Annotated in this window: 29 protein-coding genes and 1 riboswitch; of the genes, 20 read left to right on the top strand and 9 right to left on the bottom strand. The window is 39.9% G+C overall.

The features are described from left to right. The first annotated feature begins 74 nt into the window (after positions 1 to 74). From M3Z76_RS00135 to M3Z76_RS00150, 4 genes are all read left to right on the top strand, one after another. Complete coding sequence (locus M3Z76_RS00135) at positions 75 to 1,502, top strand: ABC transporter permease (RefSeq protein ID WP_293920293.1); 1,428 nt, start codon at positions 75 to 77, stop codon at positions 1,500 to 1,502. A 13-nt stretch (positions 1,503 to 1,515) separates the two neighbouring features. Beyond that, the gene (locus M3Z76_RS00140; RefSeq protein WP_293920291.1) at positions 1,516 to 3,012 is read left to right on the top strand and encodes an ABC transporter permease; all 1,497 of its coding nucleotides are present in this window, start codon (positions 1,516 to 1,518) and stop codon (positions 3,010 to 3,012) included. Positions 3,013 to 3,030: 18 nt separating this feature from the next. Continuing rightward, the gene (locus M3Z76_RS00145; protein ID WP_293920288.1) at positions 3,031 to 4,839 is read left to right on the top strand and encodes an ABC transporter substrate-binding protein; all 1,809 of its coding nucleotides are present in this window, start codon (positions 3,031 to 3,033) and stop codon (positions 4,837 to 4,839) included. Between the two features lie 169 nt (positions 4,840 to 5,008). After that, positions 5,009 to 5,206 (top strand): hypothetical protein, encoded by a 198-nt coding sequence (locus M3Z76_RS00150; RefSeq protein WP_293920285.1) that lies wholly within the window; start codon positions 5,009 to 5,011, stop codon positions 5,204 to 5,206. Positions 5,207 to 5,216: 10 nt separating this feature from the next. Here the strand turns inward: M3Z76_RS00150 and M3Z76_RS00155 are convergent, their stop codons facing one another. The 3 genes from M3Z76_RS00155 to vrrA all read right to left on the bottom strand — a co-directional run bounded on the left by M3Z76_RS00155 (position 5,217) and on the right by vrrA (position 7,161). Further along, positions 5,217 to 5,375: an aspartyl-phosphate phosphatase Spo0E family protein gene (locus M3Z76_RS00155; protein ID WP_293920282.1), complete on the bottom strand. Its 159-nt coding sequence runs from the start codon at positions 5,373 to 5,375 to the stop codon at positions 5,217 to 5,219. Between the two features lie 230 nt (positions 5,376 to 5,605). Continuing rightward, the gene (locus M3Z76_RS00160) at positions 5,606 to 6,574 is read right to left on the bottom strand and encodes a 4-hydroxy-3-methylbut-2-enyl diphosphate reductase (RefSeq protein ID WP_293920280.1); all 969 of its coding nucleotides are present in this window, start codon (positions 6,572 to 6,574) and stop codon (positions 5,606 to 5,608) included. A 143-nt stretch (positions 6,575 to 6,717) separates the two neighbouring features. Beyond that, a complete protein-coding gene (gene vrrA / locus M3Z76_RS00165) occupies positions 6,718 to 7,161 on the bottom strand; it encodes a VrrA/YqfQ family protein (RefSeq protein WP_293920277.1) in 444 nt (147 codons plus the stop codon). A 341-nt stretch (positions 7,162 to 7,502) separates the two neighbouring features. On the opposite strand from vrrA, the gene M3Z76_RS00170 reads away from it, so the two are divergent. From M3Z76_RS00170 to dacB, 3 genes are all read left to right on the top strand, one after another. Then, the gene (locus tag M3Z76_RS00170; RefSeq protein WP_293920274.1) at positions 7,503 to 8,804 is read left to right on the top strand and encodes a DEAD/DEAH box helicase; all 1,302 of its coding nucleotides are present in this window, start codon (positions 7,503 to 7,505) and stop codon (positions 8,802 to 8,804) included. A 14-nt stretch (positions 8,805 to 8,818) separates the two neighbouring features. Continuing rightward, positions 8,819 to 9,706 (top strand): deoxyribonuclease IV, encoded by an 888-nt coding sequence (locus M3Z76_RS00175; RefSeq protein ID WP_293920271.1) that lies wholly within the window; start codon positions 8,819 to 8,821, stop codon positions 9,704 to 9,706. Between the two features lie 162 nt (positions 9,707 to 9,868). Continuing rightward, the gene (gene dacB, locus M3Z76_RS00180) at positions 9,869 to 11,290 is read left to right on the top strand and encodes a D-alanyl-D-alanine carboxypeptidase/D-alanyl-D-alanine endopeptidase (protein ID WP_293920268.1); all 1,422 of its coding nucleotides are present in this window, start codon (positions 9,869 to 9,871) and stop codon (positions 11,288 to 11,290) included. 85 nt (positions 11,291 to 11,375) lie between these two features. On the opposite strand, the gene M3Z76_RS00185 is transcribed toward dacB, so the two are convergent. Beyond that, positions 11,376 to 11,615 (bottom strand): isopropylmalate synthase, encoded by a 240-nt coding sequence (locus tag M3Z76_RS00185; protein ID WP_293920265.1) that lies wholly within the window; start codon positions 11,613 to 11,615, stop codon positions 11,376 to 11,378. 105 nt (positions 11,616 to 11,720) lie between these two features. Here M3Z76_RS00185 and M3Z76_RS00190 point away from each other — a divergent pair, with 105 nt between their 5' ends. From M3Z76_RS00190 to M3Z76_RS00240, 11 genes are all read left to right on the top strand, one after another. Continuing rightward, on the top strand, positions 11,721 to 12,467 hold the full coding sequence (locus tag M3Z76_RS00190; protein ID WP_293920263.1) for a metal ABC transporter ATP-binding protein: 747 nt from the start codon (positions 11,721 to 11,723) through the stop codon (positions 12,465 to 12,467). Positions 12,468 to 12,480: 13 nt separating this feature from the next. After that, positions 12,481 to 13,326: a metal ABC transporter permease gene (locus M3Z76_RS00195; RefSeq protein WP_293920261.1), complete on the top strand. Its 846-nt coding sequence runs from the start codon at positions 12,481 to 12,483 to the stop codon at positions 13,324 to 13,326. Next, the gene (locus M3Z76_RS00200; RefSeq protein WP_293920258.1) at positions 13,323 to 13,742 is read left to right on the top strand and encodes a Fur family transcriptional regulator; all 420 of its coding nucleotides are present in this window, start codon (positions 13,323 to 13,325) and stop codon (positions 13,740 to 13,742) included. Before M3Z76_RS00195 ends, M3Z76_RS00200 begins: the two co-directional genes overlap by 4 nt. 52 nt (positions 13,743 to 13,794) lie before the next feature. Next, positions 13,795 to 13,961, top strand: a riboswitch (cobalamin riboswitch). A 137-nt stretch (positions 13,962 to 14,098) separates the two neighbouring features. Then, complete coding sequence (locus tag M3Z76_RS00205; RefSeq protein WP_293920255.1) at positions 14,099 to 14,653, top strand: hypothetical protein; 555 nt, start codon at positions 14,099 to 14,101, stop codon at positions 14,651 to 14,653. Positions 14,654 to 14,824: 171 nt separating this feature from the next. Continuing rightward, complete coding sequence (locus tag M3Z76_RS00210) at positions 14,825 to 15,358, top strand: bifunctional adenosylcobinamide kinase/adenosylcobinamide-phosphate guanylyltransferase (RefSeq protein ID WP_293920253.1); 534 nt, start codon at positions 14,825 to 14,827, stop codon at positions 15,356 to 15,358. A 13-nt stretch (positions 15,359 to 15,371) separates the two neighbouring features. Beyond that, the gene (gene cobS / locus M3Z76_RS00215) at positions 15,372 to 16,139 is read left to right on the top strand and encodes an adenosylcobinamide-GDP ribazoletransferase (RefSeq protein ID WP_293920251.1); all 768 of its coding nucleotides are present in this window, start codon (positions 15,372 to 15,374) and stop codon (positions 16,137 to 16,139) included. Continuing rightward, positions 16,112 to 16,702: a histidine phosphatase family protein gene (locus M3Z76_RS00220; RefSeq protein ID WP_293920249.1), complete on the top strand. Its 591-nt coding sequence runs from the start codon at positions 16,112 to 16,114 to the stop codon at positions 16,700 to 16,702. Before cobS ends, M3Z76_RS00220 begins: the two co-directional genes overlap by 28 nt. Beyond that, positions 16,654 to 17,058 carry a bifunctional adenosylcobinamide kinase/adenosylcobinamide-phosphate guanylyltransferase gene (locus M3Z76_RS00225; RefSeq protein WP_293920247.1) on the top strand — a complete coding sequence of 135 codons (405 nt, stop codon included), beginning with the start codon at positions 16,654 to 16,656 and terminating at the stop codon, positions 17,056 to 17,058. Before M3Z76_RS00220 ends, M3Z76_RS00225 begins: the two co-directional genes overlap by 49 nt. A 1-nt stretch (position 17,059) precedes the next feature. Beyond that, complete coding sequence (locus M3Z76_RS00230; protein WP_293920244.1) at positions 17,060 to 17,542, top strand: ECF transporter S component; 483 nt, start codon at positions 17,060 to 17,062, stop codon at positions 17,540 to 17,542. A 4-nt stretch (positions 17,543 to 17,546) separates the two neighbouring features. Continuing rightward, a complete protein-coding gene (locus tag M3Z76_RS00235; protein WP_293920241.1) occupies positions 17,547 to 18,212 on the top strand; it encodes a hypothetical protein in 666 nt (221 codons plus the stop codon). A gap of 171 nt (positions 18,213 to 18,383) precedes the next feature. Next, positions 18,384 to 19,004 (top strand): DUF3298 and DUF4163 domain-containing protein, encoded by a 621-nt coding sequence (locus tag M3Z76_RS00240; RefSeq protein WP_293920238.1) that lies wholly within the window; start codon positions 18,384 to 18,386, stop codon positions 19,002 to 19,004. Here M3Z76_RS00240 and M3Z76_RS00245 read toward each other — a convergent pair. The 5 genes from M3Z76_RS00245 to M3Z76_RS00265 form a co-directional block, all read right to left on the bottom strand. Next, positions 19,001 to 19,996, bottom strand: coding sequence for a hypothetical protein (locus M3Z76_RS00245; RefSeq protein WP_293920235.1), 996 nt, complete (start codon positions 19,994 to 19,996; stop codon positions 19,001 to 19,003). The genes M3Z76_RS00240 and M3Z76_RS00245 overlap by 4 nt on opposite strands. Continuing rightward, on the bottom strand, positions 19,993 to 20,331 hold the full coding sequence (locus M3Z76_RS00250; RefSeq protein ID WP_293920232.1) for a PadR family transcriptional regulator: 339 nt from the start codon (positions 20,329 to 20,331) through the stop codon (positions 19,993 to 19,995). Before M3Z76_RS00250 ends, M3Z76_RS00245 begins: the two co-directional genes overlap by 4 nt. 111 nt (positions 20,332 to 20,442) lie before the next feature. Further along, positions 20,443 to 21,192, bottom strand: a complete 750-nt coding sequence (pgeF, locus tag M3Z76_RS00255) for a peptidoglycan editing factor PgeF (RefSeq protein WP_293920229.1) — start codon at positions 21,190 to 21,192, stop codon at positions 20,443 to 20,445. Positions 21,193 to 21,649: 457 nt separating this feature from the next. Next, complete coding sequence (locus M3Z76_RS00260) at positions 21,650 to 22,252, bottom strand: hypothetical protein (RefSeq protein ID WP_293920227.1); 603 nt, start codon at positions 22,250 to 22,252, stop codon at positions 21,650 to 21,652. 252 nt (positions 22,253 to 22,504) lie between these two features. Beyond that, positions 22,505 to 23,896 (bottom strand): L-cystine transporter, encoded by a 1,392-nt coding sequence (locus M3Z76_RS00265; protein ID WP_293920224.1) that lies wholly within the window; start codon positions 23,894 to 23,896, stop codon positions 22,505 to 22,507. Between the two features lie 138 nt (positions 23,897 to 24,034). Here M3Z76_RS00265 and M3Z76_RS00270 point away from each other — a divergent pair, with 138 nt between their 5' ends. Continuing rightward, positions 24,035 to 24,721 (top strand): tetratricopeptide repeat protein, encoded by a 687-nt coding sequence (locus tag M3Z76_RS00270; protein WP_293920222.1) that lies wholly within the window; start codon positions 24,035 to 24,037, stop codon positions 24,719 to 24,721. Between the two features lie 21 nt (positions 24,722 to 24,742). Then, positions 24,743 to 25,303, top strand: a complete 561-nt coding sequence (locus tag M3Z76_RS00275; RefSeq protein WP_293920219.1) for a DNA helicase — start codon at positions 24,743 to 24,745, stop codon at positions 25,301 to 25,303. Positions 25,304 to 25,308: the final 5 nt, after the last annotated feature.

Consider the following 25,308-nt stretch of genomic DNA (forward strand, 5'->3'; position numbering starts at 1 on the left):
AGATAGGAATTATACAATAACCGTTTTGTGAAACTTATCAAGTATTTTAAAATTGTTATGAAGGGAGAAGCAATATGTCCAATAATGAAATTTTTGGGCGAGGCATCAATGCATATTTTGCAAGAAGCTATCAAAAATTAAGTGCCAAAAAAAGCTATGCATGGATTTTATATATAACGGGCTTGCTCGTTCATATCGTTGCTACTGTATTGTTTTTCTATAAAAAAAATAACAATGCATATTCCGAAAAATATGCGCAGCAAAAAGCGCAATTAATTGCTTCAGGCATAGAAAAGGAGTGGGCAGCGGAATATAGAGAGCAGGAATTATCCAAAGCAAGCTTCTTTCATCAAAAAATAGATGAGCAAAAGCTACAAGCAACAGTCCAACAATTAGTTGAACAAAGGATGAATAAGGAAGTTGAGCAGCAGCTTTTCGCACAAGATGTGGCACAACAGACCTATACAGCATATTTTAGTCAACTACTAATGAAGCCTGCATTTTTAGCATTAAGCTTTATACCTAGTATTATCATGTATATCATACTTATTTTATGTAGCAATCCATTTGCACGCTTTATCGTTGAACGTATTATTCAAAGCTTGTTTGTTATTGTTGGTGTGGCGATATTGGTGTTTTCGATTTTATATATTTCACCATTTGACCCAGCACGCAATCTGTTAGGCGTTGAGGCGACACCAGCACAAATTGCGAATTTTAATAAGCTACATGGCTTGGATCAGCCGTACTTGGTGCAGCTATGGCATTCTTTATCAGGGCTATTTACCTTTGATTTAGGGAATTCCTTTGCGGGGAAAGAGGATATTACGCAAAGTATTATGAATAAATTCCCAGTAACATTAAAGATAGCATTATTTTCTTTAATTATGGCTGTGATTATTGCGATACCAGTCGGCATTATTTCAGCTGTTCGACCTAATTCCTTTTTAGATTATGCATTTATGCTATTAGCATTAATTGGCTTATCCATTCCGAGCTTCTGGCAAGGTCTAATTTTTATTTTAACATTCTCGTTAAAGCTACAATGGCTACCTGCAACATATAATCCGAGTAATTGGTTATCCATTGTAATGCCAATTGTTGTATTAGGGACATCCATTACAGCATCAATTGCAAGGATGACGCGCTCCAGCATGCTAGAGGTCATTCATGAGGATTATATTATTACAGCAAAGGCAAAGGGCTTAAGCGAGAAAAACGTCATTGTCAAACATGCAATTCGCAATGCGATGATTCCAATTATTACAGTGATTGGGTTATTGTTCGGTGGCATGCTTGGCGGGGCAGCGGTAACAGAAAAAGTATTCAATATTAGCGGTATCGGTAGTTATATTGTCGATAAGCAGTTTATACCTGATATTCCTGCAATTTTGGGTGGCGTTGTTTACATCGCTATTACCATTTCGATTGTCAATATGGTCATTGATATGTTATATGCTTTCTTTGATCCACGTATCCGCTCAAAAATGAAGCAATCTTAGGAGAGGATTTTTTGTGAAATTCATATCAAATGTGAAGCTACTTTTGAAAATTACACAGGAATATGTCAATGCACAATTTACCATTGCCTTTTCTGCGATTTTTTCAGTATTGCTTTTACTTTATAGCTTTAATTTTAGTGAAGGGGTGTGGCGACCATATGTGTTGTATGGCTTTCTCATTTACGCTGTGACAACACTTTATGTGTGGCTCACTTCACTGCTTATAAAAAGAGATTTAGCAAAGGTGCATCAAATTGAACGGAGAACACGCTGGCTAGGCTATCCATTAATGCTGACGATTTTTGCTGGCAATATTTTTGCGGCAGGCTATGGCTTTATGCTTGTGACGAAAAATAAAACGGCGGAGTATACGTTTGCGGTTTATGCACTGATGACACAAATTGTTATTTTTATGCTTTCGGCACTTAATATATTTAAGCCTTATGTTGTCGATAGCTTCGTTATGGCAATGGCTGCATTTATAGCATTGGCACTTGTTTATGCAGTAACAGCAGTGCTTGTTGCGCGCTATGTCACAGCTACCTCTGCACCGAAATGGATGCAGCTGCTAGGTATTGTGCTGTTGCTTGCAACAGTGACAGGTAATTTGTTTGCCACATTGCTCGGCTTTACATTGATTCGTAAGGCGAGAAATGCAGATCCTTCTGCAATAGAGAAGTGGCAAAAAACATGGGACAAAATTTTGCGCAATACGATGGCTGTGTTCGGCATGTTCTTTATTATTACAATGTTTTCATTGTCAATTGTCAGCTCATGGACGTTTGATTATGACTTTGCGACACAAAATAATTATAGTGCCCTATTGCAAGGGCCATCATTTGAATATCCATTAGGCACAGATGATTTTGGGCGTGATTTATTCTCCCGCATCGTCTTCGGTGCACAAATCTCGTTAATTGTCGGCTTTTTCTCAACAATTATTCCCGCAATTATTGGTGGGGCACTTGGGGCATTTTCAGGCTATTACGGTCGACATACAGACAATATCATTATGCGTTTGCTTGATATTTTATATGCGATTCCAGGTATTCTGTTAGCAATTGCGATTATTGCCGCATTTGGCGCCAATACAGTGAACTTAATTATCGCACTAAGCGTTGGAGCGATTCCGACATATGCTCGAACGATGCGTGCCAATGTCATGCAAATTGCCAATTACGAGTTTGTCGAGTCCGCACGTGCCTTGGGTGTGTCTGATGGGGCGATTATATTTAAGCATATCGTACCAAACTCTTTAGCACCGATGATTGTCAAGGCAACCTTAACAATTGGTGGCGCGGTTATTTCAACGAGTAGCTTGAGCTTCCTTGGGCTAGGTGTTGAGCCACATATTCCTGAATGGGGCAATATTTTAAAAGTAGGAAGCACATATTTAGAAACACATTCTTATGTAGCGATTTTCCCAGGGATTTGTATTATGCTGCTCGTGCTATCATTTAATTTCTTTGGTGATGGCTTACGTGACGCATTAGACCCGAAATCAAATTAATATTGGAGGAATTTAAAAATGAACAAAAAATATTTAGCTTTTGCAGCAGCAACAACAGCGGCAGCCGTAGCGTTAGCAGGCTGTGTAGAAACAAAATCCGATGTAGAAAAAGAAAGCACAACGAGCCCAACAGGTGACAAGCCTGTTATTGAAGTACTAGGAATGGCATCACAGGAGCAAGATGTAAATATCGTGCGTGACCAATTAACGAAAAATGGCTTTGAGGTGAAATTAAACATTCAACCAGATTTCGGTTCCTTTTCAGCACAACGAGATGCAGGGAACTATGATTTAGCATTATCAAGCTGGACGACAGTAACAGGGAATCCAGATTATGCGGTGCGTGGTCTGTTTAAAACAGGTGGAGATTATAGCAATACAGCAGATGAGCAAATCGATACATTAATCGATGAGGCAAGCACATTAATTGGCGATGAGGCGAAGGAGAAATATGCAGAGCTAGAGCAAGCACTTGTTTTCGATAAAGCATATATTGCACCATTATACATTTCAAAGAAATTCCAAGGTATTTATTCTAAAGAAGTAAACCCAGATACAGTTCGTTTACCAAAATCACGTGCACAGGCGTGGGAAACAATTTCATTTAATGATACAGCAAAAAATACAACAGAACCGCTTATTTTACACCAAGCTATTTCATCATTAACATCATTAGACCCAGTTAAAGGAAATGATGGCTCTATTAATACATTAAATACGAATATGTATGTGCGTTTAGTGAATTTATCTGATACAGATGAAGTCGTTGCAGATGGCTCGTTATCGTATAACTATGCTATTGCAGAGGATAACCAATCGTATTACTTCGTATTGCGCGATGATATTAACTTTGCAAAAGTGGAAAATAACCAAGCGGTAGATACAGGTGATTTAGTATCAGCGGAGGATGTAGTCTTTTCATTAGAGCGTGCAAAGGATGAGAAAGCAGTGCCTGATCACCGCACATACTCAATTCATGAAAATATCAAGACAGTGGAGGTCGTAACAGATATTACGGCATTGGAATCTGTACAAACAGCTAATGGTGACACAGTTTTAGACGTATTATCACAGCAATTACCAGCGGCGATTGCAGAGGTAGTGACAAGCGAGGCAGATGTCGATAACGCAGCAGGTAAATATCAAGTTGTGAAAATTACGACACCAACGCCATTCCCACAAGTGTTAAACTACTTAGCACATCAATCGGGCGGTATCGTGTCAGAGGCTGCGGTTACAGCGGTCAATACATTTGATGTTGAAAGCTATGATCCAAACGTTCATGTAGCTTATGGAGATCAAGCAACAGTAACAGAAGGGGCAACATATGCTAACCATTTAGCTGCATCAGGCCCGTACGTACTTGTACAAAAAAATGATTATGAGGCAACGTTCGTAAAAAATCCAGCATATCAAGCAGGCACTGAAAATGAGCCGAAAATAGATAAAGTGAACGTGCGCTTTATCCAAGATAACGATAGCGCATTATCAGCTCTACGTAATGGAGAAATCCACGTACTACAAGCTGTGCCAGAAACGAAGCTTGATGTTGTAGAGGGCGATGCGAATTTAACATTAAAAACAGCAGATAGCAACGCCGTTTCTTATTTATTAATGAATCCAAAAGGGCGAGATGTATCAACATCTGTTGATTTACGTAAAGCGATTCTTTATTCAATTAATCAAGATGAATTTATTAGCTACTACCAAGGTAATAAAAAGCCAGCAGTATCAACTGTTTCACCACTTGTGGATACAGGCTTAAAGCTAGAGGCAGATAGCGCAAAAGTGAAGGAATTTATACAGGCATACCAAGCAACGAAATAAAATGTAAGTGAAAGGCTGTTGGAAAAGTTAGTACATCTAATTTTTCCACAGCCTTTTTGTATTCATATGAGAAGAGGCTTATTCAAACCTCTGTATAGGTCGCGATGAATTATTAGTATGTTTGCAATTTCTAGTAGAGCACGATAAAATTTGACGTGAGGTGAAATATATGAGTGTAGGTTTAGCTGGTTATTTAGTATCAATCTCTGGTTTATTTGTTGTGCTAGCAACCATCTTTAATATATTGCCAACGACATCGACAACAATGCGCGTTATTTTTATTGCGATTGGCATGGCGTTTGCAATTGGTGGTAGTGTGCTACGTTTTACAGAATATCGAAAAGAGCGCAAACGAGCACAGCAGTAAGCATAATCCGTTATTTGGAGTAGCTATTGAGCAATGTATCTAACTGCTGGCTTGATTCAACAACTTTTGGGTGTGTATAGCCTAGGTCTTTTGCAATTTTATACATTTGTTTTCTTTTAAATTCGATTCTACATTTTAAGATGATTTTTTGGAAAAAGTGTTTCAACATGATGATGGAACTCCTTAATTTTGATTGATACCTGTATTGTATATCACAATTGGTAAAAATAATGTCGCATTGTGGGCAGAATTATAAGTTCACAAATTTGTCACAAATATGGAGCGGTTGAATAACTACATAGCTTTTTAGGTAAGTGGTTGCAAGAAATGTCGAAGCGTTTTGTCGAATATACAAAAAAGCTGTTGAAGGTGGTTTTTATTTCCTTCAACAGCTTATTTTTAATAGGGCATAATTTTTTCTACAGGTTTTGGCTCTTTAATTTTTGGTAAAATTTTATCAAGTGTAACAGTTCGTATGATCTCATGTGTCGCTGCATCATTTGGGTCATATTTTTCTAAAAAGACAATGACCTCCTTCACAATGGGCGTTGGTGTTGAAGCACCTGCTGTTACAGCAACTGTATCAATACCCTCAAGCCATTCTAGCTTAAGCTCGCTAATATCGGCGATACGATATGACTTTGTATGCGCAATTTCTTCTGATACTTGTGTCAAGCGATTGGAGTTATTTGACATTGGGTCGCCAACAACGATTAGTAAATCAGCCACACCTGCTTGTTCAGCGACAGCCTCTTGACGCACCTGTGTTGCAAGGCAAATTTCCTTATGCACTTCGATATGTGGGAATTTTTTTTGCAAATGCTCCATTAGCGTAGCAACATCCCATTGACTCATCGTCGTTTGATTTGTTACTAATAATTTTTCGTTTGTTAAATTTAAATGCTCTACATCTTGAACAGACTGGACAAGGTGAACGTGCTCAGGTGCCACACCAATTGCCCCTTCAGGCTCTGGATGGCCCTTTTTACCAATATAAATAATATCGTAGCCCTCTGCGGACTTTTCGCGAATTAAATCGTGTGTAACCGTTACGTCTGGGCAAGTAGCATCAATGGAGATAAGTCCTTTGCGCTTCGCAATTTCACGTATTTCAGGTGATACGCCATGTGCGGTAAAAATAACCGTACCTTTGTCCACCTTTTCAATAATTTCCTTCCGATTTTCCCCATCAAGCGTAATAATGCCATCTTTTTCAAAAGCATCTGTTACATGTTTATTATGAACAATCATACCCAAAATATAAATAGGGCGAGGCAATGATTTATCTAATGCAGCATTGCGAGCGATGACCATTGCATCAACAACGCCATAGCAATAACCACGTGGATTTATTTTAATTACTTTCATTGTTCAAACTCCTTTCGCTTTACTAGTTCTATTATAGCAAATGACGTCTAGTGAATACAAAAGTTCGTTTTAAAAGAGAGCTAACAGAAAAGCGAGCATCTGCATCACCTCTCTGTTAGGAACAATTTTAAATATTGGCATTGTTAAAACTCAAATGGTGGTTGATAAATTCTTGGTACAGAAGGGCGTGTTTGACGTTCAATCGGTTTGCTTGAGCTGTCTAGGCTAAAGTTCATTTCCTCACGCGGTGCACGAATGGTGCTCGACTCACTTGGCTGGCTGCGGAAGCCGCGGTACATTCGCCAAAGCGCAGGTAAATTTTTAATCATTGGCGCTGCTTGCTGCACGTAAGGGGTAAATTTTTGTGCATTATCCATAAAGCTATTAGCCGTTTGTAAGAAGGTTTCCCATTTTGGTGCTGAAGCGGCTGTTTGTGCAGCCTGAGCCATACGAGCAGCCTGCATCGGCATCCCCATTGGCATAGCTGATGGCATGCGCATCATCGGTGAGAACCCTCTCGGCATAAAAGCATAGGGAGGTGCAGCAGGGTAAGGCGTTGGCATTTGGAAATACGGGAACGGGCGCATAAAACTCTCCTTTCTATCTGCACATAAGATCAATTACGCCTCGGCGTAATTGCGTCTAGATTTTTTCGAGCTTGCTCGAAAAGCTCCTTTTTAAAATCTATGACATCCGCCGGAGGCTTTATCGTGATTCAGTGGGTGTTTGGACACCTACTGAATAAAAAGCAACCCAAGTATTCATCTTGCTACCTGTAGAGATGGGGATTTTTTGCTGAATCACGATAAATGATACCCTATCATATGCAAAGGCGATTGTATCGGTTCAACTTGAAAAAAATCCGCTTCATACCGCACGTAAAACAATATTTCATGGTACAATAGTAAAGATTTAAGGAGGAGCGATTATGTCAAAATATACAGATTATCAATTAAAACCTTTTTTGCAGGACGCCGTTGCTAAATTAGGCTTTGTTGAACCAACACCGATTCAAAAGGAAATGATACCACTTGTACTAAAAGGAAAAAGTGCAATTGGACAAGCACATACAGGCACAGGAAAAACGCATAGCTTTTTAATTCCAATCGTCCAACGTTTGAATGAGGAAAAGCAAGAAGTACAGGCGGTGATTACATCACCAACACGTGAGCTTGCACAGCAAATTTTCGATGCCCTACAGCAGCTTGTAGAAGGTACAAGCATTCAAGCAAAATTATTTATTGGTGGGACGGATAAGCAGCGTTCTATCGACAAATTAAAAACACAGCCACATATCGTTGTTGGCACACCAGGACGCATCAAAGATTTAGTGAAGGAAAATGCTTTGTTAGTGCATACAGCGAACCTGCTTGTCGTTGATGAGGCAGATTTAGCATTTGATATGGGCTTTATTGAAGATATCGATGGCTTTGCGAGCCACATGCCTGAAAATCTCGAAATGTTTGTCTTTTCGGCAACAATTCCTGAAAAGCTACAGCCATTTTTAAAGAAATATATGGATTCACCTGTTCATATTCATATGAACGATAAGCGACCGGTAGCGGAAAATATTGATTTTTATCTTGTTCCTGTGCGTTCAAAATCGCGTGATACACGCTTAGTTGAAGTTATTAAAAGCATCAACCCGTTTTTAGCGGTTATTTTCTGTAATACGCGTAAAACAGCGGAGCATGTAGCAGGCTATTTAGCGGAGCAAGGAATTCGTTCAGGACAAATTCATGGTGATTTAAGTCCACGTGACCGTAAAAAAATGATGAAGCAAATTCGTGATTTAGAGTTCCAATTTATCGTAGCGACTGATTTAGCAGCGCGCGGTATCGATATTCAAGGTATTTCACATGTTATTAACTATGAGATTCCTGAGGATTTAGAGTTCTTCATTCACCGTGTTGGTCGTACAGCGCGTGCTGGCAATAAAGGGACAGCGATTACGTTGTTCAAGCCAGAGGATGAGGATGCATTAGTACGTGTGGAGAAAATGGGCATCCCATTTGAGCAAAAAGATATTAAAAATGGTGAATGGATTGATTTAAAGGATCGCCATCAACGTAAAAACCGCGTTAAACAGGAAAATGAAATTGATGTGAAAGCGAAAGCGCTTGTGCGTAAGCCGAAAAAAGTAAAACCAGGCTATAAGCGCAACATGAAATGGGAAATGGAAAAAATTAAAAAACGTGAGCGCCGCTTGAAAAACAGAGGTAAGAAATAGGAGGCTACAAACAAATGTTATTAGGTTCACATGTATCGATGAACGGCAAAAAAATGCTACTAGGTGCTAGTGAAGAGGCGCTTAGCTATGGTGCGAATACATTTATGATTTATACAGGTGCACCGCAAAATACGCGTCGCAAGCCAATCGAGGAGCTCAATATCGAAGCAGGCTTAGCGCATATGCAGGAGCATGGCATGCAAAATATTGTCGTGCATGCACCGTATATTATTAATCTTGGCAACACGACAAAGCCTGAAACATTCCGTCTTGGCGTCGATTTCTTACAAGGGGAAATTAAACGAACGGCCGCAATCGGAGCGACGCAAATTGTCTTGCATCCAGGAGCACATGTTGGGGCAGGTGCGGAGGCAGGTATTGCGAAAATTGTAGAAGGCTTAAATGAAGTGCTAACACAGGATTATCCTGTGCAAATTGCGCTAGAAACGATGGCTGGCAAAGGCAGCGAATGTGGTCGTACATTTGAAGAGCTTGCGCAAATTATCGATGGTGTGACAAATAACGAACGCTTGTCGATTTGCTTTGACACTTGTCACGTGCATGATGCAGGCTATAATATCGTTGAGGATTTTGATGGTGTATTAAATGACTTCGATAAAATTATTGGGCTAGATCGTTTAAAGGTATTGCATATTAATGACTCAAAAAACGTGCGTGGTGCTGCCAAAGACCGCCACGAAAATATCGGCTTTGGTGAAATTGGCTTTGATGTATTAAAATCGATTGTTCATCATGACCAGCTAATGCATATACCTAAAATACTGGAAACACCTTTCGTAGGTGTAGATGCAAAAACGAAAGCAGCGCCATATTTACATGAAATTGCGATGCTACGTGATGGTGAATTCCGTCCAGCATTAATCGATGCAATGCGTGGATAAAAAGAGAGGCTACTTGGCAATTGCCAAGCAGCTTTTTTTATAAAACGCAGATATGTTGAGAGAATTCGCAGATAAGTTACCAAAAAGCGCAGATATTTTAAAAAAATTCGCAGATAATGAATGAAAAAGCGCAAATAAATTTAAATAGGAGAGCTACATAATATGAAAAAGCTAATGCAAATTTTCCTCGTGCTCATTTTGTTCATTAGCTTGCCGCTTACGACAAATGCACATGTGCTAGATCAGGCTGTCACAAAAAATTTAGGTAAATCTAACACAAGTGTCTCCTTGCGTTCCTTAACAACGGGCAATATTCTATATGAGCATAATGGGCAAGCGCTAATGAAGCCTGCATCAACGCTAAAGCTATTAACAGGCAGCGCAGCATTACACGTATTAGGAAAGGATTATACGTTTACAACAGACCTTTATATTGATGGTGATATTATAGATGGTATATTGTATGGGGATGTTTATATAAAAGGTGGGGGAGACCCGACATTACAGCAGCAGGACTTTTTAACGTTTGCAAAAGTGCTGAAGCGTTATGGGATTCGCCAAGTACAGGGGCATTTATATGGGGATGACAGCGCATTTAGTGGTAGCGTATTAACACCAGGCATTGTCAAACAAGATGAAACAGAATATTATGCGGCAAGAATCTCTGCCTTAACGATGTCGCCAAATGCGGATTATGATGCAGGAACGGTCATTGTACAAGTAACAGGCAATACAGTGAAAAAAGCACCGAGCTTTACTGTTCTGCCAAATACAAGTGGCATGAAATTCGTCAATCAAGCACGTACAGGAGCGAAAACAAGCAAAAATACGTTAAGCGTGAAAAGGCAATATGGCTCAAGCACAGTTGTGATAACAGGCAATATCCCGCAAGGAAGTACAGTGAAAAAATGGGTGACATTGCAAGATCCAACAATGAATACGCTGCATGCTATTCGCACTACATGGCAAACAGCCGCATTAAATGTTACAAATCCATCGGTTGGACGCAAAATAGTACCAGCAACAGCACGTAAAATATATACAAAGGAATCGTTGCCATTACATAAGCTCTATCCTGTGTTTATGAAGCTGAGCAACAATAGTATCGCAGACATACTTGTCAAAACGATGGGACGTGAGGTACATGGCATTGGCACTACAGAAAACGGGGTAGCAGTTTTACGTGACTATGTAGCATCGTTAGGCTTAAATGTATCACAATGGCGCTTTGAAGACGGCTCAGGTATGTCTCATGTGAATCGTGTATCGGCTAATGAATTGACAGCATTGCTAACAACGATGCAGCAGCAGGCAATGTATTCAAGCTTTTATCAGGGCTTACCAATTGGAGGGCAGCCAAGTCGTCTTGTTGGAGGTTCTTTACGCACACGCTTTGATACAAATGTATTGCGTGGACGTGTCGTAGCGAAAACAGGTAGCATTACAAATGTCTATACATTATCGGGCTACGTCACAGCAAAAAGCGGTCGCCAATATGCCTTTGCCATTATGACGGATCACAAAAATGCACAGGCAATCAAGCAAATTGACCGTTTAGTAGAATCCATTATTCAAAATTATTAAGGAAGAGCTGTCTGAAAAGCAATGTATGACGCTGCTTTTCAGACAACTGTTTCTTTAATTTAGTTAAAAAGTAATGATTTGCTCATCAATCAAGCAGGCGCATCAATGCTTTTCTTTTTTCCTTGCCAATCACTTTATCTACACGCTTCAAAACATCCTTCGGGACACCGCTTAATAGCCAGCTCATATTGGCGCTTGCAAGAAGTGGGCGAAGCTGCTGTATTTCGCTTAGCGATAATTCAACACCTGTTTTTTTCCTCATAAACCGTTGTATCTCGGCATCATTTGCTGACATAAAGAAACGAACTAACTCCATCTGACTCATTTATTCATCCTTTCGAGGTGTATTACCTTTACAAATGGCTAAAAATCCACTATACTTTCAAATTGTAAATCGTAATGATTTTGAATTAGAAAGAAGAGAATAAATATGACAAAACCAATTATCCAGTTACGAAATGTAACATTTCAATACGATGAAACACAGGCATTAAACGATATTTCTTTCCAAGTGCAGGAGGGGGATTTTTTAGCATTACTTGGTCCAAACGGCTCTGGCAAATCGACGTTATTAAAGCTTATTCTTGGCTTATTAAAGCCAACAAAAGGAGAAATAGAGCTTTTTGGTGAACCGATTCAAGCCTTTAAGCAGCATGAGTGGATTGGCTATGTCTCGCAAAAATCCAATTCCTTTAATTCAGGCTTTCCTGCAACAGTTGAGGAAGTTGTGAAAAGTGGCTTAACCAAAAAAGTCGGCTTATTCAAACGCTATCCGAAAAATGTTGATCAGCTTGTCATAGAAGCACTGCAGGCTGTCGGGATGGAAAGCTTTGCAACACGCAATATCGGACAATTATCAGGAGGACAGCAGCAGCGAGTGTTCATTGCGCGGGCTTTAATTGCGGAGCCGAAGCTACTTATACTAGATGAGCCAACCGTTGGAATTGACCACGAAAATGTGCAATCGTTTTATGATATGCTCGTTAAGCTAAACGAGGAACGACAAATTACGATGATTTTAGTCACACATGATGTCGATATCGTCTCAGAGCATATTAGCCATGTTGCATGCTTGAATAAAACGATTCATTTCCATGGCTATAAAAACGAATTTGATGATATTTCAGAGCAAACGCTAGATGCTTGGTACGGGCATAAAGTACGAAAGATTCACTAGGAGATGTAGCGAAATGATTGAAGCAATTTTACGATATGAATTTTTACAAAATGCCTTTTTTTCAGGGCTGATTATTGGGGTCATTGCCCCGTTGCTCGGCGTCTTTATTGTTGTACGCAGGCTGTCGCTCATCGCAGACGCCTTATCACATGTGACATTAGCGGGAATTGCTGGGAGCTTATATATAAGTCAAAGCTTTGCGGCGATGGCTTTATTAAATCCGATTTATTTAGGAATACTTGCATCGGTTAGTGGCTCGATTTTAATTGAGCGTTTGCGCCGTCTTTATAAGCATTATGAGGAGCTGGCGATTCCGATTATTATGTCGGGAGGAATCGGCATCAGTGCCATCTTTATTTCGTTAGCAAGCGGCTTTAACACCGATTTAATGAGCTATTTATTTGGCTCTGTTTCGGCTGTATCGCGTCAGGATTTATGGGTAGTGCTTGCAATTGCAGGCGTTGTTATTATTTTTTTATTATTATTTTTCAAGGAATTATTCGTCTTATCCTTCGATGAGGAATATGCAAAGGCGAGTGGGCTACCTGCAAAATGGATTCATTTACTATTTATGGTCGTCGTTGCACTTGTCATTGCAGCAAGCATGCGCATCGTTGGGATTTTGCTTGTATCGAGCCTGATGACGTTGCCTGTTGCAGCGGCAATGCGTTTAGCGAAAGGCTTTAAGCAGGCAATCATTTATGCAATTGTCTTTGGAGAGCTTGCGGTTATTATTGGGCTTGTTAGTGCCTTTTATTTAAATTTAGCACCAGGTGGAACAATTGTTGTAACGTCTATTATCATTTTATTATGCGTGATTGTTGGAAAGAAAATAAAAGTTCAGGAGGTTGCGCAATGAATTTAACACGAGCATGGGAAATTTTAAAGGACAATGGCTATAAAAAAACCGATAAACGAGAGCTCATTTTACAAATGTTTGCGGAAACGGACAAATATTTAACAGCTCGTGATTTATTGGATGTGTTGAAAAAAGACTTTCCAGGGATGAGCTTTGATACGATTTACCGCAATTTAGCGACATTTGTTGAGCTAGATATTTTGGAAGAAACCGAAATGCAGGGCGAGCGCAATTTCCGCATGCACTGTGAATCAGAGCACCACCACCATCATTTCATTTGCCGTGAATGTGGTAGCGTAAAGGAATTGTCATTATGCCCGATGGATTTGCTCGGTGGTAGCTTGCCAGGCTTTGAAGTAGAGGCACATAAATTTGAAGTGTATGGAAAGTGCCCAGATTGTTTGAATACAATTTAGATGTCATACTACAAAAATGCTCGAAAATATGATAGATTATTAACTAATTGAATAATGCTTGCAAGGAAAAGATGTAAGGGAATTCGGTGAGATGCCGAAGCTATGTCCGTAACTGTATGTGCTTGTAACGTGAAATCATGCCACTGTCTTTGAGATGGGAAGGCTTTCGCGAGAGAAAACAGCACGAGCCAGGAGACCTATCTTTTTCTGATCGTCATAATACTCTTCGGAACTAAAGAGAATGCACGGCAATAGAATGTTGCATCATTTGCTTTGTAAACAATTTTCTGCCACCCATTCTGACGGGTGGCTTTTTTCATTTCCGATGAAAGCTTATTCAAACGAAAAAGGAGGAGATGGACTTGGTAAAGAAAGATATGCGCTATATTTGCTACCCATTTATGCGTGAAGCAAGCTGTTTAGTTGATTTTGAAATTCGTACAGACTCATTAACAACAAGTATTGGTACGGTTTTTCCTACATTAGAGGGGGACAATGTACAAATTGTGCGTGAAGATTTAGAGAAGCTACACCCGATGGCCTATCATGTGAACGGTTCTGTGCGTGGCAAGCTTGCTGTTACAGAAGAGGACTTGCAGTTTTTAAGCGATCGCTACGATTTTTATGTAGCACATACAAAAGAGCAAATTAATCGCTTCGTTTTACCGCAAGGAGTAGAGGCAGCAGCACGTTTACATGTATGCCGTAGCGAAGCGAAAAAATCCTTCCGTGCATTACATAAAGTAAGCGAGGAGCGCGACGTGCCAGAAATTTTATTTGACTATTTAGGGCTGCTGGCAAACGTATTTTTCGTCATGGCAGTTTATGTCAACCAAATGAGCGGACACGAGGAAATTGAATTTATTACGAAATCATATCCAATGAAAAAGCGAAAAGAGGACGCATCATAAAATTCACTGTTAATGGTATAAGCCATTAGCGGTAGTTTTATTATGAACAGCATGTGGTACAAAGGAAGAAACAGTATACCCAGAGCTTTTTAAATAAGATATAATGTAACATAGCTGTCAGGCAACATTGCTTGGCAGCTATTCTAATTCATATATAGCAGGTGACCATATATGGGACGATTAATATTTATCACAGGTGGTGTGCGCAGTGGCAAAAGTGCCTTTGCAGAACGCTACGCACAAAAGCTTGCTGAAGGGCGCTCGCTTACATATATTGCATCAGGTGTCGCATTCGATAGAGAAATGCAGGCAAGGATTGCACGCCATCAAGCAGACCGTCAAAAGAGTGGCGTGATTTGGCACACGTTGGAAGTGCCTGATACTTTACCACAGGAGCTACAAATGCTAGAGCACAATGCCGTTATTTTATGGGACTGTTTAACGACATGGCTAGCAAATGTTTTATACAAGGCACCTCATCATATTGAGGAGCATATCGAAATGTGGAAGCAATATGTTGCAACGACACAGCAACAAAGCATGACGTTATTGCTTGTTTCCAATGAGGTTTTGGATGAGCCAGCATCCATTTATGAAGAAACAGAGCGCTATAGGCAACTATTAGGGGAGCTGCATCAATGGATTGTTGAAAGCTGTGATGAAGCCTATGAAATTGACCATCAACAGAGCATGCGCTGGAAGTAGGAGGGAGATTCAAATGAAGCATTTTTATACAGGAATATTGCTTTGCCTACAGTTTTTTAGCGCATTGCCAATTAAACGAGAGCTGCCTTTAACAAATCAAAACGTGACAGCGATGTATGCCATTATGCCCCTTTTAAGCTTGCTGACAGGTGCAGCTACAATTGGTTTTTTGCAGCTCAATCAACACTGGCTTCACTTGTCGCCATTAGTGGTTGCCATTATTTTAACAATCGTAATGATTGCTGTCACTGGTGGTATACATACAGACGGCTTTATCGACACAAGCGATGCCTTTTTTTCATATCGTGATCAGGAAAAGCGTTTAACAATTTTAGATGATCCACGCGTTGGGGCATTTGGTGTGTTAGCTGTTGTCAGCCTATTACTATTGAAAATTGCCTTTTTGTATGAGGCGCTATTGCGCGAGGTGGATATGCTGTATTTTATAGCAGTTCCATTGCTAGCTCGCCTCGCTATGTTACTCTATTTCATGACAATGAACAGCGCTAAAACGACAGGTCTTGCGGCTTATTTTAAGGAGCGTGTGCAGCAAAGAACTGTAGGCATTGCCTGCGCTATTTATAGCATGCTAGTTATTGGTTATGCTTTGTACACAGGTGAATGGTCACTACTTATTTTATACAGTGTAGCATTGCTAGGTGTATTGTATTATCGACACTGGTCCAAGAAAAATTTTGCCGGCATGACAGGCGATTTGCTTGGAGCTCTTTATGAAGGGATGGAGCTACTATTATGGGGGACGCTATTACTATTCATTTGATTCGACATGGCAAAACGAAGGCAAATGTTGAACGCAAATATATTGGGCATACGGATGAGCCAATCTTACCTTTAACGCCAGTGCAGCTGACGGTGCGGCCCTCTATTGTTTATGGAAGCGATTTGCAGCGATGCCGACAAACAGCAGCCTGCTATTTCCCATATGTGCCTTATAAGGCGAATGCTGATTTACGAGAGCTGCATTTTGGACAGTTTGAAATGAAAACATATGAGGAATTGAAGGATTATCCACTTTATCAAAAGTGGTTGGCTGATCCATTGCAAGTAACACCACCAGATGGGGAAAGCTTTATCGATTTTACAGCGCGTGTAGAGAGAGCAATGAAGCAAATTATTATTATGCCAGGTGATTATACATTCGTTGTGCACGGAGGGGTAATTCGTTTGCTGCTTGCGAAGTTTTTACAGCATCCATTTAATAGCGTTTATGCAGAGCATTCGACGATATATAGCTGTACGTGGTCACATTTTTCTGCATGGAAGGAGGGAGAGCGATGCACATCTACATCGGAGGTGCCTATAATGGCAAGCGAAAGTATGTGAAACAGTATTATCAAAGCTACAGACAGTATGTTTTTGAAGGAGAAATCCCTGAGAGTTCCGCTTTTACTACACAAGATGTTGTCATCGTTGGACGCTTCGAGCAGCTTGTTCAACAGCTCACACACTTAACCGAGGATGAAGTAGTAGAACAGCTGATGGAGAAGCTAGGGCAGCTGGATAAGGTGGCAACACTTGTCTGTGTTTGCACAGATATGGGGCGAGGCATTGTCCCACTTGACAAAGAGCAGCGATTTTTACGCGATACATGCGGGAGGCTATATCAAGCAATGTTTGCCTATAGTCATCAGGTGACACGTATTTGGTATGGCATTCCACAAGTAATAAAGGAGACATAAAATGACGAAGGCAAATTTACGATATCTTGTTTTAACTGCGTTATTGGCGGCATTATGTGCAATAGGGGGACTTGTAAAAATTCCTGTTTCAGCGACGGCTTCAGCGGCGCTCGATTCAGCTCCCGCACTATTAGCCGCATTTGTATTACCACCAATTTATGCAGGCTTTACTGGCGCTTTAGGCCATATAGCGACAGCAGTCAGCTCAGGTATGCCACTTGGTCCCTTGCATGTAATTATTGCATTGGAAATGTTTGTGATTATTTTAGTGTTTGCCTATTTACATAAGAAGGGCTTTGATAAAATAAAGTGGCTTTGGACGTTGGTTGCAAACGGTGTGCTTGCCACATTGCCATTTTATTTTTTAATTTCACCAGCCTTTTTTATAGCTGCAGTGCCGAATTTATTGCTTGCGACAGCTATCAACATCGTTGTGGCATGGCTCTGTGCCCCACTTCTACAGCGCGTGAAAGTGGAGGGATAGCACGATGCGAAATGCCATACAAATTGATGAAAATATTATTTTAACAATCGACAATGCAGGCTGTATCGGTGAAAAAGAGGCGGACATAGTAAAAGTACCAAATGAAATTGTCGCCTATTTTGCGACGCGTGTCACGCTGTTAGAGCAATGGTGTGCAGGTGCAGAGCCAAGTCATTTACTACTCGCAAACTTTACAGGTGATGTCGCGTGGGATGACTATGTAAAGGGCTGTCAGCGTCAATTTGATGAAATAGGGAAAGCTTTACCCCCGATTACAGGCTCAACAGAATCAAATTTTTCAGCATTGCAGTCAGGCTTCAGCTTGACGATGGTAGGGAAAAAGCATTTGCAACCAACGATAGAGAACTGCCATTATTTTGTCATTGGGCGACCATTAGTAGGACAGCAGGTGATGGAGCATATGCAGGATATAGCGAGCCTACATGAGCTTTATACGTTATGGCAAGCGGACATTATTCAAGCAATATGGCCATGTGGCTCAAAGGGGATCGGCACAGAAATCACTGCATTTACTGGGCAAGCGCTTAGCTGTGAGCTAGATATGGCAAGCTCGGCTGGACCAGCAACGGCAGTGCTTGTTGCCGTACATGAAGCAGATATTGCCCGATTGTATAAGGAAATTTCAACACCGATTTATCGCTTAGGGTAGAGAAGTGATCAAATAACAGGGAAAAGTGATCAAATAGGCTCGAGAAGTGATCAAATAGATTCAAAAAGTGATCAAATAAGACAAGAAATCGCTCATAAACTTTTACCACATATGTAGCATAAGCATAACTCACGCATACAATGTGGAAAAACAAAGAAAGAGTTGGTTTTCTTGTCTTTTACATTTCCAATTACAACGCAAACGCATACTGTGCAGAAATCGCCACAGCAAATTATTTACTACCCTCAGGCTGTACAAATGCACAATCCGTCATTGCAATTTTTTATTAACCAAACCATTGCACATGAAACACAGCAGCTTATCAACAAACAAGCGGGAGATTTGCCGTCCACAATTGAGCAAATGCTTGGCACATATGAGCTGAAAAATAATCAACGTGATGTGTTTAGCTTAACGCTATCAAACTACGTTTATTTTTATCATGCAGCACATGGAATGACATACGTGCAACCATTGACATTTGACTTGAAAAAGGGGCAGCTATGCCAGCTAAAGGACTTATTTAAGCCTGATAGCGATTATGTAAGTGTTTTATCGAAGCATGTGCAGGCGCAAATTAAAGAGCGTGATATCCCAACTATAGAGCCATTTACGGCAATTGAGCCGAATCAATTTTTCTATATTGCGGACAAAACGCTCGTTTTATTTTTCCAATTATATGACTTAGCACCGTATTATTATGGCTTGCCAATGTTCCCAATTTCGGTGTACGACATTGAAGATATCATCGTAGAGGATGGGCCACTTGGGCGAATGATAGCAGGGAATTAATGCTCCTTCGCCTTGTGCCAGCCTTTGTAGATATCGATACAAGCTGTAATAATGATTACGATGATTGTCGCAAAAATAATAGCGCTAATTCCTTGCTCTATTTTTGCAGGTGCTGTCTGCATAATAGTAGCTAAATAGGGGGCTAGCTCGTTATTGATTAGATTATCATGACTAATAATAATGATACTGATAATCGTTGTAATAAGCTTAACGATAAGATTGGCAATGGCTATATTCATCGTCCATGCGCGCTGCTTGAGTTTATATAAAAGCAGCGCTATTTCTAGTGCTACAGCAAGCAATAAAAGTGGCAGACAGGCAAGCAATGTTTGCTGCTGGAAAATAGGTGTCATTAACAATAAATGATCGCCTTCAGCTTTTTGATAAATACCGATAAAATGCTCCGCTGTTAAGTAACCAGCTGTTAAAATAACAATCCAAACGGCTTCCACTACTATTTCACCAATAGAAATACGTTTGCTATCAGGAATAATTTGTACAGCATGCAATGCATCAATTGTCCATTCCTCACCATGCTGTATTTTTTTTACACCACTGCGCTCTAAAATAACAAAGGTAATCGTAATCCAAAATAAAACTTGTAGTGCCACACCAATTAAGCCTGGAATGCTGAAGCTAATAAATTCCAACAGCATTGTCAACATAACTTGCTCCCCATCTAGCAAGGAAAAGCTTTGAATCGCCTGAACAACAAGCGCAATAACGAGCGCCCAAGGCAATACGAGTTTGATTGTATCGAGATATGAATCATAAAGTGAAGGACCAATTAAATAGCGTTCCTCGTCTCGGTAATTTGCTGCAAAATCAGCAGGGTTGCCGAGCTTCTCTAAAACAATCTGCACATCTTCAGTCGTATAATTTATTGGTAGCATATCCTCAATTGTTGATGTAAGCTCAAGCGCTATATCATGTCGAGCTTTTTTAGGTAATCTGCGTGTTACTTCATATACATAAGCCTCAATTAACCTCATGATTGATGTCCTCCCTGTAGTAAAGTAGTTAATTCAGTAGCTAAAGTTAGCCATTCTAGCTTTAGCTGTTCGAAAATTTCACGACCATAGTCGCTAATCACGTAATATTTACGTGGTCTGCTTTCACTTGTATCCCAACTGCTTGTCACAAGTTCTTGCTTTTCTAAGCGTCTTAATAAAGGATACAGCGTATTTTGTTCAATGCTAACACCTGCTTGCTCCAGCCGTTCAACAAGTGAATAACCATACTGAGGTGTTTCGAGCTGACTTAACACAGCTAATGTCAACGTCCCGCGTCTTAATTCTGTTGTAAAAGACTCGATTAATGAGCTCATCTTATCAACTCCTTATATACTGTGTATAATACAGTATAGTATGATGTACGTCAATGTGTGATTCTTTACAAAATAAAAATCGCACGGAATATTCCATTCCATGCGATCTATTTACTTTCTTACAACAAAAATTAAATGTCGCCCACAATCCCTTTGCTGGCGGTAGGAGAAGCCTTGTTCCGCATCGTATGTACAAGTACGGTCAATTTGTATATTTTCAAGTGGCACACCAGATAGCAATAGTTGCTGCTGCACTGTCAATTGATTATCGATATGGTATTTCTGTGTTGGCTCATGGAAGTAGCTGAAATCATCCGCATAGCCAAGCGCTTGAAATTGCTCGTAAACATCCGCATCGACCTCAAAGCGTTGCTGGCTTAGCGCCATACCGATTTGTATACGCAAATCAGATGGATTGTTGCCCTCTGCGATTAATTGCTGTAGCAGCTTCACAGTAATTTCTTTCACTGTCCCTTGCCAGCCGCTATGAATAACAGCACAAAGCCCCGTAACTTCATTTGTAATAATGACAGGCACACAATCGGCTGTAAAAATCGACAGCACGATGCCTCGCTCATATGTATAAAGAGCATCGGTTTCTGGAAGGGCTGAAGCTTGGCTGTCTGCACCGTTACCTTTTTGCTGTGTGGTAATCTTTTGGAAGGTCGCACTATGTGTTTGCTGTGGACAAACAAAATTTTGTATAGCATAGCCGATTTCTGCTGCTAAGCGTTGCCGATTAGTCAGTACCGCTTGCGGGTTATCCGTTGTGTAAAATGCCATATTATTCAATTCTTCATGGCTATCCTTTAATGTTATACCAGCTAAAAACTGCTCGTTATTTATATAAAATTGTATCATCGTAATGTCACCCCTTATATTTAGTGTAATGAAAATGATAAGTGATGACTAGTTATTTTTATCATTCAATCAATCAAATCTAGCTAATAAAAGTAGGAAAAGTCGCAAATAAATTGAGGAAGGCGCAAATAAAACAGAGAAGTCGCAAATAAATTAAAGAAAACCGCAAATAAAATAGAGAAGTCGCAAATAAATTGAGAAAAACGCCAATAAACTAGAGAAAGCCGCAAATAAATCGAGAGAACCGCAAATAAAACAGAGAAGTCGCAAATAAGTCGAGAAAAGCGCAAATAAAATAGAGAAGTCGCAAATAAATTGAGAAAAACGCCAATAAACTAGAGAAAGCCGCAAATAAATTGAGAAATTCGCCAATAAATCAAAGAAAACCGAACTATTAAAGAGCATTTTGCGATGGTCTCTTCAATAGTTCAGCTTTTGATTAATGCCTAAGCTTTTCTTAGTTTTCTACAGTCATATTCTTTTTAGCTAATTGAGCTGTTGCAGCATCATAGCTGTTTTTAATTAAATGCTCCAATATGTTTTCTTTTGTAATAATAGGCATCATAATTTTGACGATAGCTGCCTGATCTTCAACAAACTTGCGTACTGCATCTTCCTCTTTTGTGTGCATTTCAAAATAGCTGCGTTGGCGATTGCGAATAATAATATCCTGACGCGCCTCTGCAATTAAAATGTCAGCGAGCCATTGATTTAAAGCCTCTGCAAGATAGATCGCTGTTGCAAAATGTAGCTCGGCAGCTGCATCTGGATATGTTTTAATAAATTTAAAATAATGATCCTTTCTTAATTCATTTAAAATAATAAAATTGCTAGAATAATAGAGCGTTTTTTCAGCCGCTTCCAAAATATTATATTCATCGGGCTGAAGCAATAGCCAAATATTAAATGCACTGATGCAAACATCATCAGGCGTTACGATGCCTATTTGCGGAACTGTGTGAAATTGCGAAAATTGATTTGCTAATGCTTTGAATTCATTGACTAATACGTCATCTTTTAAAAATAATAAGCTTTTCTCTGCTGTAATGGTCTCAAACAACCTTCCTCACCTCGCTCCACTTACTAATCTTTACCACTATTGTATCGTTTCCAATTTTTAATGCAATATATTTATCTGCAATCAGTAGAAAACTCCTAGCATGATGACATACTTTCGTGAAAATGCGAAAAGCTGTCAGAAAAGTCCTGCATAAGCATGCTTCTCTGACAGCCTGTTATTTATCATGATTCAGCAGAAAACGATTCCCTTCATTCAATGAATGTTCAAACACCTACTGAATTCTAATAAAGCTTAAGCATCGATTAATTGTTTAGTTGAAGAAGGTGTGTCATAAACCTCTTTATCAAGCTCTCCCGTCACACGAGCTGTTGTTACACCCGCTGTCATAGAGCCGCTAACATTCAATGCTGTACGTCCCATATCGATTAATGGCTCCACAGAAATTAATACACCTGCTAGGGCAATTGGTAAATCAAGAGCAGATAGCACTAAAATAGCTGCGAATGTTGCACCACCACCAACACCTGCTACACCGAATGAGCTAATCGCAACGACAATAATAACGGTTGCAATAAAGCTAGGGCTTAATGGATTAATGCCGACAGTTGGGGCAATCATAACCGCAAGCATAGCAGGGTAGACACCTGCACAGCCATTTTGCCCAATCGATAAGCCAAATGAAGCGGAGAAATTGGCAATCCCTTCAGGTACACCTAGACGCGATGTTTGTGTTTGAATATTTAATGGTAAAGCACCTGCACTTGTACGTGAAGTAAAGGCAAACAATAATGTTTCAGCTGATTTTTTCACATATGTCACAGGATTTAAGCCTGTTAATGTAATGATAAGTAAATGAATGATAAAGACAACAAGCAGTGCGACATATGATGCAATAACGAACTTTCCTAAATTATAAATTGCACCATAATCACTTGTTGCTACTGTACGTGCCATAATCGCTAAAATGCCATACGGAGTCAAGCGAAGCACGATGCGTACAACACCCATAATTAAGGCATAAATTGCGTCAATGCCTTTTTTAATCGTTGCGGCCATTTCCTGCTCTTTACGTGCAACAGATAAATAAGCGAAGCCTAAAAATGCTGAGAAAATAACCACAGCGATTGTTGAAGTGGAGCGAGCCCCTGTTAAATCAGCAAATGGATTCGCTGGGAATAACTCGATAATTTGCTGTGGTAATGATGCCGCAGCTAATGTTTCAGAGCGCTCTACTAACGCTTCACCGCGAGCCAGCTCTTCATCACCTTGTAAAATTTGTGTTGCATCTAAATCAAAAATAGCTGTTGTTGTAATGCCGATTGCAGCCGAAATAGCCGTTGTACCGATTAAAATGGCTAAAATTAAAGCTGCCATTTTACCGAAGTTTTTGCCTACCTTCATTTTTGTAAAGGCAACTAAAATGGAAATGAAGACAAGTGGCATTGCAATCATTTGCAATAGCTTCACATAGCCTGTGCCGATAATGTTGTACCAAGGTACCGTGTTAGTAAGCTCTTCAGCGCCAGCGCCATAAATAAATTGCAGTGCAGCCCCTAATAAAATACCTAAGCCTAATGCGATAAAGACGCGTGTTGAAAATTTAACATGTTTTTTCTTTAAGGCATATAAAACACCGATAAAAGCAATAAGTACGATGACATTCAATAATACGATGAAATCCATAAATGATATCCTCCTAGATAAGTAGTTAGCATATTGTATTCTATTCTTATAAAACATATTAGTCAAGTGGGTATTTAAATTTTATTAAAAAAATTTCGCACCAATCATGTATACTAAGAACATAGGGAGTGAATAGTATTGAAGCTTGAGCAATTATTTTATCGTGGGCAGCTCCATGCATGCTTTCAATTGGCACAACAACAAACTGATTCGTCATTTGCTACACAGGTGATTGCCCTATATGAGCGCTATCAGCTAGGAAATATTCCTTGTTATACAGCATATGAGCCGCAATCGCTTGAGCGAGCAGATGAAACATATGCGGAGCAAGATGAAGTTTTAGCCATTCGTGCAATAAAAGATGAACAGCAATTTGCAGTGCGTACACGCCAGCTAGAGGAAATAGCGCGTACAGGTACTAGTGAAGAGCGAGCACAGTCTTTTTTCACACAGGCACAGCTGTTTTTATATGCGCATCATTATAATGAAAGCGTGCATTGTTTCCTACAGGCTGTCAAATGCCAGCCGAATAAGGCACTATATTACGGATTAGCCGCACAAACGATGCAACGCTTAGACTATACGCCGTTTGAAATATTAGGCTACTTAGAGCGAGCTATTGATTTGGATGATAAAAATGCCCGCTGGTATTGGAATCGAGCCCTTGTTTTAATGGAGCTCTACAAAGACTTGCAGCAGGATGCTTTTTTAGAGCAGGCACTCATTGCATTAGAGCAGGCGCAAAGCTCTTGCCGTACAGAGCAAAAATCGCTAAGAGCTGCCATTGAAAATACAGTGGAAAACATGAGAGAATATATTTTTTGAATAAAAGGAGTGTCAAATAGAGTGAAAACACAGCAAGAAATCAACAGCTATATTGAGCAATTAATGTTTTTGCTAACAGAAAAAGCAAATGCGGCACAATTTGAAAAAACGATTAAGCAAAATCTCGCAACAAAAAAACAATCGGCAACAGATGAGCAAGACTTTTTTGATCGCCTGATGTTAAACATCACCTATTTTGTCGAAAATAAAGCAGCATGGGTCAAAATTTTAAAGGATACATACGGACAAAGAAAGGTGCCAGCCATTTCGTACATTGAAAGTGAATCGCTTGCACAGCAAATGCGTATTCGCCAATTTGTATCAGAAAAAATGGATGATTATACGAAAATGTTCCATAGTCAATATAAAGCGCTAAATGTGACAGAGGAGGCGGTTGTTTATGATTATGCATATGCCTCTGTGGAGCATGCGCTACGCTTTGACTTTTTAACCTATTTAACAATGCAGCCACAGGCAAGCACCATCCTAGATGGAGACTTTGAGGAAACATTGCGCATATTAGAAGGCTACATTGCCTATTATGCAGATCAATTTGTTAATCAAATGGAATTAATGGAATAGGAGAG

Origin of the sequence: Metasolibacillus sp. (assembly GCF_025291715.1) — a bacterium.
Lineage (GTDB): Bacteria > Bacillota > Bacilli > Bacillales_A > Planococcaceae > Metasolibacillus > Metasolibacillus louembei.

Excerpts from the sequence above, each read along its gene's own strand:
- M3Z76_RS00145 (WP_293920288.1), top strand. The coding sequence starts at position 3,031 with ATGAACAAAAAATATTTAGCTTTTGCAGCAGCAACAACAGCGGCAGCC.
- dacB (WP_293920268.1), top strand. The coding sequence starts at position 9,869 with ATGAAAAAGCTAATGCAAATTTTCCTCGTGCTCATTTTGTTCATTAGC.
- M3Z76_RS00155 (WP_293920282.1), bottom strand. The coding sequence starts at position 5,375 with ATGTTGAAACACTTTTTCCAAAAAATCATCTTAAAATGTAGAATCGAA.
- M3Z76_RS00210 (WP_293920253.1), top strand. The coding sequence starts at position 14,825 with ATGGGACGATTAATATTTATCACAGGTGGTGTGCGCAGTGGCAAAAGT.
- M3Z76_RS00185 (WP_293920265.1), bottom strand. The coding sequence starts at position 11,615 with ATGAGTCAGATGGAGTTAGTTCGTTTCTTTATGTCAGCAAATGATGCC.
- M3Z76_RS00250 (WP_293920232.1), bottom strand. The coding sequence starts at position 20,331 with ATGAGCTCATTAATCGAGTCTTTTACAACAGAATTAAGACGCGGGACG.
- M3Z76_RS00160 (WP_293920280.1), bottom strand. The coding sequence starts at position 6,574 with ATGAAAGTAATTAAAATAAATCCACGTGGTTATTGCTATGGCGTTGTT.
- M3Z76_RS00265 (WP_293920224.1), bottom strand. The coding sequence starts at position 23,896 with ATGGATTTCATCGTATTATTGAATGTCATCGTACTTATTGCTTTTATC.
- M3Z76_RS00205 (WP_293920255.1), top strand. The coding sequence starts at position 14,099 with ATGGACTTGGTAAAGAAAGATATGCGCTATATTTGCTACCCATTTATG.
- cobS (WP_293920251.1), top strand. The coding sequence starts at position 15,372 with ATGAAGCATTTTTATACAGGAATATTGCTTTGCCTACAGTTTTTTAGC.
- M3Z76_RS00225 (WP_293920247.1), top strand. The coding sequence starts at position 16,654 with ATGCACATCTACATCGGAGGTGCCTATAATGGCAAGCGAAAGTATGTG.
- pgeF (WP_293920229.1), bottom strand. The coding sequence starts at position 21,192 with ATGATACAATTTTATATAAATAACGAGCAGTTTTTAGCTGGTATAACA.
- M3Z76_RS00175 (WP_293920271.1), top strand. The coding sequence starts at position 8,819 with ATGTTATTAGGTTCACATGTATCGATGAACGGCAAAAAAATGCTACTA.
- M3Z76_RS00200 (WP_293920258.1), top strand. The coding sequence starts at position 13,323 with ATGAATTTAACACGAGCATGGGAAATTTTAAAGGACAATGGCTATAAA.
- M3Z76_RS00235 (WP_293920241.1), top strand. The coding sequence starts at position 17,547 with ATGCGAAATGCCATACAAATTGATGAAAATATTATTTTAACAATCGAC.
- M3Z76_RS00170 (WP_293920274.1), top strand. The coding sequence starts at position 7,503 with ATGTCAAAATATACAGATTATCAATTAAAACCTTTTTTGCAGGACGCC.
- M3Z76_RS00220 (WP_293920249.1), top strand. The coding sequence starts at position 16,112 with ATGGGGGACGCTATTACTATTCATTTGATTCGACATGGCAAAACGAAG.
- M3Z76_RS00150 (WP_293920285.1), top strand. The coding sequence starts at position 5,009 with ATGAGTGTAGGTTTAGCTGGTTATTTAGTATCAATCTCTGGTTTATTT.
- M3Z76_RS00135 (WP_293920293.1), top strand. The coding sequence starts at position 75 with ATGTCCAATAATGAAATTTTTGGGCGAGGCATCAATGCATATTTTGCA.
- M3Z76_RS00195 (WP_293920261.1), top strand. The coding sequence starts at position 12,481 with ATGATTGAAGCAATTTTACGATATGAATTTTTACAAAATGCCTTTTTT.
- vrrA (WP_293920277.1), bottom strand. The coding sequence starts at position 7,161 with ATGCGCCCGTTCCCGTATTTCCAAATGCCAACGCCTTACCCTGCTGCA.
- M3Z76_RS00230 (WP_293920244.1), top strand. The coding sequence starts at position 17,060 with ATGACGAAGGCAAATTTACGATATCTTGTTTTAACTGCGTTATTGGCG.
- M3Z76_RS00190 (WP_293920263.1), top strand. The coding sequence starts at position 11,721 with ATGACAAAACCAATTATCCAGTTACGAAATGTAACATTTCAATACGAT.
- M3Z76_RS00245 (WP_293920235.1), bottom strand. The coding sequence starts at position 19,996 with ATGAGGTTAATTGAGGCTTATGTATATGAAGTAACACGCAGATTACCT.